This window comes from Virgibacillus sediminis (assembly GCF_042643265.1).
GTDB lineage: Bacteria > Bacillota > Bacilli > Bacillales > Amphibacillaceae > Virgibacillus_O > Virgibacillus_O sediminis.
Map to the genome: position 1 here is coordinate 51,240 of NZ_JBHRRZ010000008.1, position 13,480 is coordinate 64,719.

11 protein-coding genes and 1 pseudogene are annotated in these 13,480 nt (G+C 43.1%); 11 read left to right on the forward strand and 1 reads right to left on the reverse strand.

All coding sequences use genetic code 11. The features are described 5' to 3' along the window. Positions 1-123 precede the first annotated feature (123 nt). Entirely contained in the window at positions 124-1,482 is a 1,359-nt protein-coding gene (locus ACFODW_RS04430) for an MFS transporter (protein WP_390303546.1), read from the forward strand. Positions 1,483-1,863: 381 nt separating this feature from the next. Further along, a pseudogene (locus ACFODW_RS04435) lies at positions 1,864-2,969 on the forward strand (5-methyltetrahydropteroyltriglutamate--homocysteine S-methyltransferase). Positions 2,970-3,143: 174 nt separating this feature from the next. On the opposite strand, the gene ACFODW_RS04440 reads toward ACFODW_RS04435, so the two are convergent. Beyond that, positions 3,144-4,130 (reverse strand): MBL fold metallo-hydrolase, encoded by a 987-nt coding sequence (locus ACFODW_RS04440; protein WP_390303548.1) that lies wholly within the window; start codon positions 4,128-4,130, stop codon positions 3,144-3,146. Positions 4,131-4,541: 411 nt separating this feature from the next. Here ACFODW_RS04440 and ACFODW_RS04445 point away from each other — a divergent pair, with 411 nt between their 5' ends. The 9 genes from ACFODW_RS04445 to ACFODW_RS04485 all read left to right on the forward strand — a co-directional run bounded on the left by ACFODW_RS04445 (position 4,542) and on the right by ACFODW_RS04485 (position 13,210). Beyond that, complete coding sequence (locus ACFODW_RS04445; protein WP_390303551.1) at positions 4,542-5,591, forward strand: phosphotriesterase family protein; 1,050 nt, start codon at positions 4,542-4,544, stop codon at positions 5,589-5,591. Next, positions 5,579-6,586: a phosphotriesterase family protein gene (locus ACFODW_RS04450; protein ID WP_390303554.1), complete on the forward strand. Its 1,008-nt coding sequence runs from the start codon at positions 5,579-5,581 to the stop codon at positions 6,584-6,586. Before ACFODW_RS04445 ends, ACFODW_RS04450 begins: the two co-directional genes overlap by 13 nt. Before the next feature lie 125 nt (positions 6,587-6,711). Next, positions 6,712-7,875 carry a thiolase domain-containing protein gene (locus ACFODW_RS04455; RefSeq protein WP_390303557.1) on the forward strand — a complete coding sequence of 388 codons (1,164 nt, stop codon included), beginning with the start codon at positions 6,712-6,714 and terminating at the stop codon, positions 7,873-7,875. A gap of 5 nt (positions 7,876-7,880) precedes the next feature. Then, positions 7,881-8,294, forward strand: a complete 414-nt coding sequence (locus ACFODW_RS04460; protein ID WP_390303560.1) for a Zn-ribbon domain-containing OB-fold protein — start codon at positions 7,881-7,883, stop codon at positions 8,292-8,294. A gap of 72 nt (positions 8,295-8,366) precedes the next feature. Beyond that, a complete protein-coding gene (locus tag ACFODW_RS04465; protein ID WP_390303563.1) occupies positions 8,367-10,052 on the forward strand; it encodes a CocE/NonD family hydrolase in 1,686 nt (561 codons plus the stop codon). Positions 10,053-10,119: 67 nt separating this feature from the next. Beyond that, positions 10,120-11,070 carry an MBL fold metallo-hydrolase gene (locus ACFODW_RS04470; protein ID WP_390303566.1) on the forward strand — a complete coding sequence of 317 codons (951 nt, stop codon included), beginning with the start codon at positions 10,120-10,122 and terminating at the stop codon, positions 11,068-11,070. Between the two features lie 4 nt (positions 11,071-11,074). After that, positions 11,075-11,767 (forward strand): 3-oxoacid CoA-transferase subunit A, encoded by a 693-nt coding sequence (locus ACFODW_RS04475; RefSeq protein ID WP_449366027.1) that lies wholly within the window; start codon positions 11,075-11,077, stop codon positions 11,765-11,767. After that, positions 11,760-12,455: a 3-oxoacid CoA-transferase subunit B gene (locus ACFODW_RS04480; RefSeq protein WP_390303572.1), complete on the forward strand. Its 696-nt coding sequence runs from the start codon at positions 11,760-11,762 to the stop codon at positions 12,453-12,455. Before ACFODW_RS04475 ends, ACFODW_RS04480 begins: the two co-directional genes overlap by 8 nt. A 5-nt stretch (positions 12,456-12,460) precedes the next feature. After that, positions 12,461-13,210: a GntR family transcriptional regulator gene (locus ACFODW_RS04485; protein ID WP_390303575.1), complete on the forward strand. Its 750-nt coding sequence runs from the start codon at positions 12,461-12,463 to the stop codon at positions 13,208-13,210. The last annotated feature ends 270 nt before the right edge of the window (positions 13,211-13,480 follow it).

Below are 13,480 nucleotides of genomic sequence, written 5' to 3' on the forward strand. Positions count from 1 at the left end.
AATGATTCTCCGAGGCTAGAAAAATGATGATGAACCGTTGTTATAGCTGAAAGAGTGCTATCATGTGACAAAATCGACAACAGAGCATTAATAAGAATCGAATTTATGATAGGAGGATGATGCATGGAAAAAATACATGTTAATCAAGTGATTAGTGAAAGTAAATTTAACCGCTTTCATTTTTGGCTGCTATTTTGGTGTTGTGTGATTATTATGTTTGACAGCTATGACCTTGTTATATACGGTTCGGTGTTACCTGTACTTATGGAGGAATGGGCCCTATCACCTGTTGAGGGAGGGGCGATAGGCAGTTATGGATTTTTCGGGATGATGATTGGAGCCATATTATTTGGAATTTTGGCAGATAAATTCGGAAGGAAAAATGTTCTTATTGCAAGCACTATCCTTTATAGTATAACTACTGCTCTTTGCGGTTTTGCTCCTGGACCAATCACTTTCTCTATTTTTCGGTTTTTAGGCGGACTAGGGATTGGTGGTGTTATGCCAAATGCGATTGCCCTATTAACAGACTATGCACCGAAGAACAAGAGGAACATGATGATTGCAATTGCTATGTGTTGCTTTCCAATTGGAGGGATTTTAGCCTCTTTATTAAGCATTGTCCTAATACCTTCCGTCGGCTGGGAAGTTGTTTACTATATCGCGGCGCTCCCCCTATTATTACTTCCGTTTATGATAAAGCATATTCACGATTCACCTGCAATCCTTTTAGCAAAAGGCCGAATGAACGATCTTCGTCTGGCTCTATCAAAAATAAATAACCAGCTAGTACTGACGAATAAAACAGAATTTGAAATGAACAAAGAAGAAAAGAACTCTAACTCCCCTGTTGTTTCCTTATTTAAGGATAATCGTGCACTAGGAACTTTCATGATTTGGATTGCGTTCTTTATGTGCTTGTTAATGATCAACGGATTAACTACATGGCTTCCTAATTTTATGGTGGAAGCAGGCTATGCTCTTGGTTCCAGTTTAACCTTTATGATTGTTTTAAATGTAGGTTCGATTATTGGAACGTTATTCCTTGGAGGGCTTGCAGATAAGTGGGGAACGAAGCGTGTGCTTATTCCAATGTTTATTGTCGCAGCCATTTCATTGAGTTTTCTTGGGTTTGGAAAAAACATGCTGGCTCTTTATGTGCTGGTTGGGATTACAGGTGCCTGTACAATAGGGGCTCAAAGTATTTCCTATGCCTTTGCATCCCAATATTATCCGTCATTTATGCGTGCCACTGCAGTTGGATTAGCATCTGGGATCGGAAGAGTCGGAGCAGTGGTAGGACCTACATTCGGCGGATTTCTATTAATGCTTGGTCTTCCTGTCCATATGAATTTTATAGCTTTTGCGATTCCAGGTATTATAGCAGCTATAGCGTTTAGCTTTGTTCCTCTAACTAAAAAAAGCTCCCAAGAGTCAGAACGAATTAATGATGAATCATTGGTGGAGGAGGCTGTAAAATAACATTATAAATTCAATAAGAGTGCTATATATGGGTAATTCCCAATAAGAAATCCATTTTGAATTTCATTCAGAATGGATTTTTAATTATGGTCCTCCTTTCCTTTTTCACCCCAATATACAAACCTAGCTTTCCAAGTAGGATTTATTGCTTCATGGTGTCTATCCTTGAGGCATTGATAAGTGAGGATATTACGTAGATAACAGGAAATATTAATCAGTTATGGCCTCTTGACCATCCTGAGTGAGTAAAAGAACACCCCATATATAGCCTAAAACTATAACAAGTTATATCTTTTAAGTATCAAGCTATACCGATCTTCCTATGCTATGGTATTTATAAGGGAAAATTATTTAAATATTAAGGAAAGAGGGAGATCAATAATGACAAAGACAATCGTGAAAGCTCCATTCAAAGCGGATCATGCGGGCAGCTTGCTGCGTCCTGATAGTTTACATAAGGCAAGAGCGGATTATAAAGAGGGAAAATTTCTGCAGAGGCATTGCGTGAAGTAGAGACAAAGGAAATCAAACTCATTGTTGATAAGCAGATTGAAGTCGGATTAGATGTGGTGACGGATGGGGAATTCCGGCGTACCTGGTGGCATTTCGATTTCTTGGAACATCTGAATTGAATCGAAGGGTATGAGACAGAAAAAGGCTATAAATTCGAGGGGATCGAAACAGAACGGTATTATATCCGGAATACCGGCAAAGTTTCCTTCAATCCAGCCCATCCATTTAAAAAAGATTTTATAGAATTCAAGGAGATTGTCGGTGATCGAGCCGTTCCAAAACAGACCATCCCAAGTCCGAACCAACTGTTTGAAACAGGCATCCGCAACCCAGAGATCTATCCGGATATCGAAGAATTCCCAAAGGACGTGGCAAAAGCATATAAGGATGCCATCCGTGCGTTTTATGATGCAGGGGTGCGCTATCTACAATTGGATGACGTCCATATTGCTGGGCTTTCTTCTGATAACTATCATTCAAACAAAAGTGATGAATATTCCAGTGAGCAGTTGATCGACCTGGCAGTACGTGTGGTGAATGGCGCATTGGAAGACAAGCCGGAAGATCTGGTTGTAACCACTCATTTATGTCGTGGCAATTATCGATCCACCTACGCATTTGAAGGAAGTTATGCCCGTATTGCACCAACCTTATTTGCAAAAGAGAAAGTAGACGGTTTTTCCCTGGAGTATGATGATGACCGTTCAGGAGATTTCAAGCCACTGGAACATGTGCCGAATGACGGCCCAAAAGTCGTCCTGGGTGTCGTTACCTCGAAAAGCGGAGAGCTTGAGGATGAAGAGGCGATTAGAGCGCGGATCAAAGAGGCGGCAGATTATGTACCACATGAACAACTATGCCTGAGCCCACAATGCGGGTTCGCATCCACACACCTCGGCAACAAACTGACGGAAGAACAGCAATGGGATAAATTGAAGTTTATTGTAGACCTTGCAAACGATGTGTGGGAGTGACATGGCAGCCAATCATCGTTCCATGATGGCCACACCTGCATCTCTGAAGTGAAATAAGAAGAAAGGAATATGAGAAAACAAAAAATCCTTCAGGGAAGGATAGTCGATTCCTAAATAATCTTTAAGCATTACATAGCCTCTGCTATTTGATGGAAGCTATGTAATGCGCTCATACTACGAACGAATTCCATTGATGCCGATTGGATAAAAATGCCAAACCCCTTTTTCAAGCACGGGAGTTAATCTCCCTTGCCATTCTAGGTAATCTAAATAACCGATTACTTTAGACATTACACTAAAAAATTGTTTTTCATATTTGTATGGATACAGATATTGGGCTATTTCGCTTGCAGTGGATATTCCAGATTGGACAATAGCCAAAAATTCTATTGCTTTTTCTTCTATCTCTTTTATTCTTTGTTTCAATAAAGGAATGGGATCTTCGATGATTTTGCCGTGTCCGGAAAAGATTGTTCGTGGGGATAGGGCTACACATTTTTCTAAGGATTCTTTATGTTGTACTAAGGTTTTCGGACGTTTTCCAAAGGTATCCGGCTCTACGAAGGCATTAGATGCCATATGTTCGATTACTAAGTCTCCTGCGAATAGAATTCGGCTGTTCTGATGATAAAAAGCAATTTGATCAGGAGAATGGCCTGGTATTTTTATTATATCAAATCCTAAAAGTGGGTTAGTATCGATCTCTCGGAATTCCCAATGGCTTTTTTCATCCTTCCCTTGAATAGCAGTGTGATATAAATAATCTGCTTGTCTACTACCAATCTCCCCACAACCCATCTCTTGATAAAGGTTCTTGAAAAATTCAAAATGCATTTGTATGAATTTTGTTTCTCCTTTCAATTTAGGGATGGAGTAAGGGTGAATATAAATGGGAACAGGGTGCTGTTTTATTATTCGATTAATTAGACCGATATGGTCTGTATGATGATGGGTTAACAAAATTTCTGTGATATCACTATGGATATGACCATTTTGCTTCAACGTCTCATCTAAATAATCCCAGCACTTATCTGTATTTAACCCGGCATCAACTAATGTTAATCCATTATTCCGTTTAACCAAGAAAAAGTTTATACTTTTTAACTTATTAGAAACTGGAACGATTACAGGAAATACTTTAAATTCATGAGTTCTCAACAAACAAATTCCCCCCCTGTGGTACTCTTTATGTTCCATTGAAATATGATGAATTTTCAATCGAAAATATTCAAAATATAAATTCTGAATATTTAATATAATATCTTCATTTATAAATTACTCCTAAAGGAAACGTATTACCCTTAAAAACTAAAAGATATATTGTTTCTTGTATCTTCAAAAATGCCCATATTGATGGGGTTTTCCCAGTATATTCAGTGATTTGGAAACAGAAATAAATTGTCTCGAAACAATATTCTGTATTTTTACTTTAATATAAAAATTATAAAAATATGTTTGACTTTGGTATAACAATATAATAATATAAAGTTACAAATTTAGAAAGCGGTTGCAGAAAATTATGCTCTAGTGAAAAAATTTTATAGTGTCTTAGAAGATAGGAGGTTTTATTAGATGGTAGATAATTTTAATGTGAACAGTTCAAGGGTTGTTCAAACCGTTCTTGGGCCTGTTTCGGGAAAAGAGCTTGGACTCATATTAACTCATGAAGCGCTGCTCTCTGTAGTACCTGGAGCGGAGATTGCACCTGAGATCGATTTTGATGAAAGTAAACAGTTTGATGTACTAAGACGTGCACTTACGGAGTTCCGTCGCTTTGGCGGAGGGACAATCGTCGACCGCGGAGGCATGTTTCAAGGCCGTAACGTATTGATGTATCGTACGCTTTCCAAGGAGACGGGTGTCCACATTGTGGCATCTACAGGGCTTGGGCCGGCTACGAGAGTAGGATCCTATTTTACTACCCAGCAGACAGAGCCACCTGGCCCAATGCCGCTTGATAGATTAGCAGAAATGTATGCTAAAGAGATAACGGAGGGCACGGTTGTACCAAGGCGAGAACGTACAGGCCCAGCTGGTTTAATCTGTACGGAAGCCAATAAAGAAGGGATTACAGAATTTGAAGAGCACCTTTATCGTGGCGCAGCACAAGCGGCATTGCAAACCGGTGCAGCAGTATCAATCCAAGTTGGAAAAGACCCTGCATATGAACTAGGTATCTTGGAAAAGGAAGGGCTTGCTCCTAGTCGAGTTATAGTCGGGGGACTTGACCGGTTGGATACAGATGAACGAGGAGATGCTTTCACCATGGCTCGCCGTGGCACCATGGTTGCAATCGATCATGCTGGCTGGACGCCACACGAGGGATACGTGAGCGACGACCGGCGAGTGCAGTTAGTACTGGAGCTGTTCGCAGAAGGTCTCGGTGATCGTGTATTAGTTTCAAGTAATGCTGTTGGACATGCAGTCGGCCATGAGGCATCACAGATTGGGTTCGATCACTTGCTCAGTTCGTTCGTACCAATGCTGCGCAGGGCTGGAGCTACAGATGAGCAACTGCGTCAATTACTAGAAGAGAACCCAGCGCGCATCCTTACGCTTGAAGGAGACATAGAAGTATTCAAACCGGAGATAGAAGGGGTGGATATAACATGGGTAAAGTAAACACTGTTTTGGGGCCCATCGCTACAGAACAGCTTGGAATTACAGCGTTACACGAGCATATTGGATTTGGCTTACCGGGGTGTGATTTGGATACAAAATGGTGGGAAGCCCGTCCAAAAATGCTCGAGGTTACAATTGATAAGCTTCGGCGTTTCCGAGAACTCGGTGGACAAACAATCGTCGATTGCACAGGAATCGGCACTGGCCGCGATGTATCTTACTGGCAACTTGTATCACGTGTAACTGGGGTAAACATTGTCCCTATGACGGGTTTCGTTTCAGGTGACACAGTTCTGCCGTATTTCCGGGACAAGTCCATTGAATATTTGGCTGATCTATTCTATCACGAGATTACGGTTGGCATTGAAGGGACGAACGTGAAAGCAGGTGCCATTAAAGTTGGTGTCAGCCGTGGTGGTCTAAGCGAATTGGATGAAAGGGTTTACCGTGCAGCAGCAAGAGCAGCAGGTGCTACCGGTGTACCAATCCTTACACACTTATCAATTAACGGAGACCGCCAGATGGATCTGTTTGAGATGGAGGGACTATCTTTAGATCGTGTGGTGATAGGTCATTCCGACGGTAAAGAAGGTCTTGACCCAGAGCGGGATTTCAGAATCGCGAAGAGAGGCGCTTATGTTGGATATGACACAATCGGTTTTGACACGGAAAAGGGAACACCGGAAGTTCCAGCTCCATTCTGGGCACGTCCAAGAGGAGAACGTCTCGATCAGGTGATGGATCTATTCAATGCAGGATATGCAAATCGCGCAATCATTTCATGTGATGCAAACTGTTTCCCACTAGGATGGGCGTCCACAGAGCATTCTGTATCAGAACTTCTTGAAATTTTCGTCCCAGATCTTAAAGCTAGGGGCGTTGATGATGAAACAATCAAGATGCTTCTGATAGACACTCCTGCAAGGTTTCTTACGATGCGGGATCCACAGCCTAAACTGGTGAAGGCGGCTGGAGAAGCAGCGGCACAGGTTTAAATATATTACGTTGGACTACATCTTATGGCATGTAAATATGGATCGAAATTCCCAGTCCCTCTCTCTAAATGAACAATCTCAGATGGGGCAGGGGATTTGATCAGAACCATGGAGGTTTGAGGAATATGAGTATTAAAGGAAAAGCTTATATCGCAGGAGCATTCGAGCATCCGACACGCAAGGCTGAAAACACGTCTGTTGCCGCTCTGCACGCTGAGTGTGCGAAGGGTGCACTTGAGGATGCGGGACTAACGTTTGAGGATGTGGATGGCTATTTTTGCGCGGGAGATGCACCAGGTGGAGCTTTATCCATGGTTGATTATCTAGGGCTTAATGTAAGGCATGTTGATTCGACAGAAACCGGCGGTTCATCCTATATCGTTCATGTTTCACACGCGGCGCAGGCAATCGCAGCAGGTAAGTGCGACGTAGCTTTAATTACAATGGGAGGACGACCGCGGGCGGAAGGGAAAAGCGGTGTAAAACCAAAAGCGTTCACACCGAATGTACCGGAAGTCCCGTTTGAAAGACCGTATGGACCAACAGCGGTGAATGAATATGCAATGGCTGCTAAGCTTCATATGCATGAATATGGAACTACAAGCGAACAAATGGCATGGGTGAAGGTAGCAGCTTCCCATCATGCACAATACAATCCAAATGCAAGGTTAAAAGAATTAGTGACAGTGGAAGATGTGCTTAACTCACCGATGATCGCCGATCCATTACATTTGATGGACTGCTGTGTAGTGAGTGATGGAGGCGGAGCATTAATAGTAGTCAAACCCGAAATAGCCAAAAGTTCAAACCGACCACTTATTCAAGTGAGCGGTACAGGAGAGTCTCCCAAAGGTCCCATGGGCGGCAAGATGGACATGACTTACACGGGTGCTGTCCATTCCGGAAAAACAGCATTTGAAGAAGCGGGATTAACGCCAGCTGACATTAAATATGCGGGGATTTATGACAGCTTTACAATTACGGTTATTATGCAGCTTGAGGATCTAGGTTTCTGTAAAAAAGGAGAAGGCGGAAAGTTTGTATCTGAGGGAAATCTGATTTCAGGAAAAGGTAACCTACCAATCAATACAGATGGCGGTGGATTAAATAATAATCATCCCACAAGCAGAGGGGGGATGACGAAACTGATTGAAGCCGTACGTCAGCTTCGCGGAGAAGCACATCCAAAAGTACAGGTTGATAATTGTGATATTGCACTTGTTAACGGTATAGGCGGTGGACTTGGAAGCCGCCACGGCAGTGCAACACTTATTATGGAAGGAGTGTAATCATCATGACGACTCCGTATCAGGAAAGAACAATGGCAATCCCTGAGGTACACCCCGAACATAAAGATTTTTGGGATGCAGCCGAAGAAGGAAAACTGCTTATTAAACTGTGTGAATCCTGCGGTGAATATCATTATTATCCACGCACATTATGTCCTTTCTGTATGAATGATACAACTGTATGGAAAGAGGTGAAAGGAACCGGAACAATTTATACATTCAGTATTATGCGCCGTGCAAAACCGAGTGCGTATGCTATCGCTTATGTAGAGCTCGATGAAGGTCCAAGAATGATGACGAATATTGTGGATTGTGATCTTGATCAAGTAAAAATCGGGCAAAAGGTGAAGGTGGTGTTTAAGCAAAGTGGGGATGAAGACAATGCCGGGCCTTTCATACCTTGTTTTACCCCATCATAAAGAAGCAATCAATAACGAAGAACCGTTTATTTTATACGTACTTAGAAATGCTGCGTAAAGGAGTGAAAACAAATGGAGATAGAAAAAGATGTGAAAATCCCTATGCGAGATGGCGTCCATTTGGCAGCCGATATCTATCGACCAGAGGGGACGGACGAAAAAGTACCTGCTTTACTTGCACTAAGCCCATATGGGAAGGAATTACAGTCCCAATCATTGACAATGACTCCGCAAAAACGTCCAAGCGTTCTTTGGAATGGGGTTATCGAAGCTGGGGATATCCGTGAGGTCGTGGATCATGGCTATGCGCATGTTATTGCGGATGTTCGAGGTACAGGTTTCTCGGAAGGTCAGTTGATTGGCAATTACGACAGTGGCGGCCATGGAGAGGGTAAGGATATTTACGATGCAGTAGAATGGTTGGCAGAACAACCCTGGTGTGACGGTAATATTGGAATGATTGGCATATCTTACTTTGCTACTGTTCAATTATTGGGCGCAGCAGAGAACCCGCCACATTTAAAAGCAATCTTCGCCAATGGCGGACACTTTGATCTATATGAGCTTGCCTATCATGGCGGCATCCTATGGCTAATGCCACGTGCATCTCGTGAAGGCCGCGGGGGTGACAGTGGTGTAGCTGTCCGTAATGTAAAAGGTAAGAGTGAAGAGGTATATAGCCCTGAAGAGTATCAGGAGAAAATTAAGGAACGATTAAAGGATCCGGATATAGCTAATTGGTCGGATTTTGTTCATCTATTAAATTATCCTAACCGACATGAATTATGGATGGACTTCCTCCTCAATCCATTGAATGGGAAATTTTATGAAGAAGGTAGCCCATTGGCAGTTGCAGATAAAGTAAACATTCCTGCATACTTCCAGGTGAAATGGGGCCGTGGCTGGACTGTTGATGGGACGATTGAAGCATTTAATCGCGTGAAGGGAGTCAAAAAGCTAGACCTACAACCGTATCCACCAATGCAGACAAGGCCTTTCGATGAGTCACATGAAGAAATGTTCCGCTGGTATGATTATTGGTTAAAAGGAATCGATAACGGAATTATGGACGAAGACCCAATCCAGATGTTCGTTGAAGGGGAAAGAAAATGGCGCAGCGAAAAAGAATGGCCGTTACCAAACACAGAATATAAGAACTTTTACCTTCGCCCGCGTCATAAAATTGAGGTTACGCCGGAACCACTTGGTGCTGAGAATGTTCCACCAGACGGATTCTATCAGGCACCATATACAGTAACAAATGATACACACTCCGTGACATGGAGTACGGATGCATTCCTTGAAGATATTGAAATGACTGGATCAGGAGCATTATATGTACATGTTGAAATTGATACGGATGATACCAATTTAATTGCGAAGCTTTATGATGTAGATCCACACGGTAAGCGTAAACCAGTAACAACAGGCTATTTGAAAGCTTCTCACCGAGAATTGGATAAATCCAAATCAAAACGCTGGGCGCCGTATCATCCTCATACAAGGGCAGAACCTGTACAAGCTGGTGAAGTAATTGAATATGCAATCAAACTTTATCCATTCTCTAATGTATTCAAGGCTGGTCATAAAATGGAGCTTGTGCTTTCAAATAACGAACAAATTAATGATTCCAGTGCACAGCTGCTTCCACCGGACAGCTATCACTTACCGTGTGGAAGAGCTACAACGCATAAGATTTATCGTGATAAGGACCATCAATCACACTTAGTTCTTCCTGTTATTCCAAAAAGTAAATAAGACACTTTGATAGTCTTCCATCGCAGGGTAAGAGAGTAAATAAGAAAGAAAAAAGGAGTGATCACTAGTGGCAGAGGGATTGCGTGTGATCCCAATTGGCTGTGAGTTCGGCCGGACAATAGCATACACCTACTATATTGATGCACCGGAACCAGTCCTGATTGATACAGGGATAGCTTCATCCCCTTCCGAGAAGATTGTGCCTGAACTTGCAAAGTATGGAATTGATATAGCGGATATACGCTGGATTTTGTTAACTCATGGACATGCTGACCATATCGGGGGAGTAAAGGAAATATGGGAAAGAACAGGAAAAAAAGCGAATATCGTTATACCGAAAAAAGAAGCGGAACTGATTCATAATCGTCAAGCACATCTTGAAGCACATGACCAGCTGCAGGGGAAATATCTCGACGAGCAGACAAGAGAGGAACACAAGAAAATTCTGATGCATGTGATCGGGGAGGAAATTAAACCGACGCACGAAGTAGAACCAGGTGATCAGTTGTCATTTGGCGGCAATGTTAAAATGAGCGTTCTCTCTACACCCGGCCACTCACTCGGCTCTGTAACCTTCTTACTGGAAGAAACGAAATGGGCTTTTGCTGCGGATGCTGTTCAAATCTACGGTGGGGCAGCTGGTGGTTTCCCCACTATAGAAGACGCTACACTTTATAGAGAAAGCGTGAAGTATCTCCTAGAAGAAGTGAAGCCAAATCGATTGTATTTAGGACATCATTTTCTAAATGCGCATGGAGAAACTGTGGAAGCGCAATTAGCTGGTGAAGAAGTAACGAAAGCATTACGGGAAAGCCTTGAAATGGATGAAAAACTAATTGATATCGCACAACGTCATCGTATAGATGAAAAACGCCCGGGGGAGGGTGAGGGCCTTTATGCCCCGTTCGAATCTGTCGCTGATGAACTAGGATATAAAGGTGATCCGAGGGGGTTACCATCCGCATTCTTTGTTACCCTTAATGGTTATCTAGGAAGCCTAACGAAAGGAGGAAAATAGAATGATTCAAAAGAAATATGAAAACAGTGCAAAAGCTGTCGCAGATATTGAGAATGGTTCCACTGTTCTTGTAGGAGGATTTGGTGGAAGTGGTTTACCAACAGAGCTGATTACAGCTTTGATGGAACAGGGGGCGAAAAACTTAACAGTTGTTTCCAACAATATCGGAGCAGTCAGCGATGGAGTAGCGAAACTGATTAGTAACGGTCAAGTAAGTAAAATAATCTGTTCTTTCCCAGTCGGCCCACATGCCGAAGAACTTGTCCAGCTTCTTGAATCAGGGAGGATTGAACTGGAATTGGTTCCTCAGGGAACACTGGCAGAGCGTATCCGTGCGGGCGGTGCTGGAGTTGGAGCTTTCTATACGCCGACAGGTGTGGAGACTGAACTCGGGGAAGGAAAAGAAGTTCGTGAAATTAATGGTAAAAAGCACCTGTTGGAATACGCGATTACAGGGGACTATGCATTAATCAAAGCTAATAAAGCGGATCGCTGGGGCAATCTTGTTTATAACAAGGCTCAACGCAATTTCAACCCCGTCATGGCCAGCGCTGCAACGATTACGATTGCCGAAGTGGAGGAGATTGTCGAAGTGGGAGAAATTAGTGCTGAAGAAATTGTTTCTCCAAGTATTTATGTTCACCGTCTGATTACGGTTGATACCAAGGAAGAAAGGAGAGTGGCGGGTAATGAGTAAAAGTTACAAAGAGCTACAGGGTTGGAAAATGCCAGAGGTCGCAGTCCGTTTGTCTGAAGACATTGAAGAAGGTTGGTTTGTCAACCTTGGAATTGGTATTCCAACTATTGTAGCCGATGGGATTCCGGAAGGGAAGGAGGTTATTCTTCATAGTGAAAACGGAATTCTTGGTATTGGAGAAAAAGCTGAGGAGGGGGGAGAAGACCCAGACCTTGTAAACGCAGGAAAAGAACCTATTACATTGCTTCCAGGAGGGGGATTTTTTTCACAGGCTGAATCCTTTGCTATGATACGTGGAGGACATCTGGATGCTGCGGTACTTGGAGCCTATCAGGTATCCATGAATGGAGATGTGGCCAGTTGGAAATTGCCTGGAGCGTCCTTGGGACGTGTAGGTGGAGCAATGGATTTAGTAGTCGGAAGTAAGCGTGTCTTCATTATTATGAAACACTGTACTAGAGAAGGCGAAGCTAAAATTGTTGAAGAGTGCTCATTTCCATTAACCGGAGCAAATTGTGTGGATCGTATTTATACGGATTTAGCAGTAATTGATGTTACAAATAAGGGTCTCGTCGTACGAGAACTGGCCCCCGGTATAGAGTTTGAAGATGTACAGGCCTTAACAGCAGCTCCCCTTCAAAAAAGTGATATCATATCAACTAGACATACAGAATATTCAGGAGGGTGATTTAAATGACTACCACTGCACAGAATATTGACCGATCTTCTTCTGTTCCGCTCTATAAACAAATAAAAGAAATATTGATTGCGGAAATACGAGAAGGTAAACTCGATCCGGACCGTCCAATTAGTACAGAAGAGGAGCTTGTTCGCCGCTTCCGTGTGAGTCGGGCACCAGTTAGGCAGGCATTAAAGGATTTAGCTAATGAGGGGTATGTGTACCGGGAACGAGCGAAGGGCACCTTTCCGGTAAGAGACCTTCCTATACGTCCCCCTGGTCTCGAACTTGGAGGGCTCGTCGAATATCTTCGGAAACAGGGGATGGAATCTGAATCTCGTGTTTTAAATGTCGAGCATGTTGCCCCCCCCAAGAAGGTGCGTGACCTCCTTGATCTTGAGCCGTCTGAGAAGGTTTTGGAAGTCTCACGGGTAATCTACGTCCGTAACAAGCCGATTATTGGAACACAAACCTACCTGCGTGTTCCGGAGACATTTCAACCGAGCAAACAGGAACTCGAGAAGGCCGGAAGTGTTTTCGTCCTTCTGGAACGCGATGAGGGTATCTACCTGTCCAGAGGCGAGCAGCAAATTTGGGCAACAGGGGCGGATATTGATGAGGCCCGTACGCTCAATGTCAGTGTCGGAGACCCTGTTCTCCTATCGGAAACCCTGATGTACACACGTAGTCATCGGCTTATCGGGTGGAGGCGTGGTGTTCACTTAGCTGATGAATACAAGTATTCTTTTACAGTGAGCCGGTGAAATCAGCTATCTTATGAAGTGCGGAGATTTTCGCACTTCAGTAAACACCTTGTGGTAAGCGGTTTCAATATGCATCTTTCTTCGGGCTTGGCAACAATATGACTATTCTTTTACTAATGGTTGCATGTACGATGGAGTTCAACATATTTCATACTCCTTTGTATCGCAATTACCCATCCTTTATACCTTCCTGAGTAGGAAGGATGGGGGCAATTGTGGGGCCGACTTTCGGGGGAATACTCCTAGTACTTAATCTACCAGCTAAGATGA

Bases quoted from the DNA above. Each gene is read 5' to 3' on its own strand.
- ACFODW_RS04430 (WP_390303546.1), top strand. From the start codon at position 124: ATGGAAAAAATACATGTTAATCAAGTGATTAGTGAAAGTAAATTTAAC.
- ACFODW_RS04445 (WP_390303551.1), top strand. From the start codon at position 4,542: ATGGTAGATAATTTTAATGTGAACAGTTCAAGGGTTGTTCAAACCGTT.
- ACFODW_RS04450 (WP_390303554.1), top strand. From the start codon at position 5,579: ATGGGTAAAGTAAACACTGTTTTGGGGCCCATCGCTACAGAACAGCTT.
- ACFODW_RS04455 (WP_390303557.1), top strand. From the start codon at position 6,712: ATGAGTATTAAAGGAAAAGCTTATATCGCAGGAGCATTCGAGCATCCG.
- ACFODW_RS04460 (WP_390303560.1), top strand. From the start codon at position 7,881: ATGACGACTCCGTATCAGGAAAGAACAATGGCAATCCCTGAGGTACAC.
- ACFODW_RS04465 (WP_390303563.1), top strand. From the start codon at position 8,367: ATGGAGATAGAAAAAGATGTGAAAATCCCTATGCGAGATGGCGTCCAT.
- ACFODW_RS04480 (WP_390303572.1), top strand. From the start codon at position 11,760: ATGAGTAAAAGTTACAAAGAGCTACAGGGTTGGAAAATGCCAGAGGTC.
- ACFODW_RS04485 (WP_390303575.1), top strand. From the start codon at position 12,461: ATGACTACCACTGCACAGAATATTGACCGATCTTCTTCTGTTCCGCTC.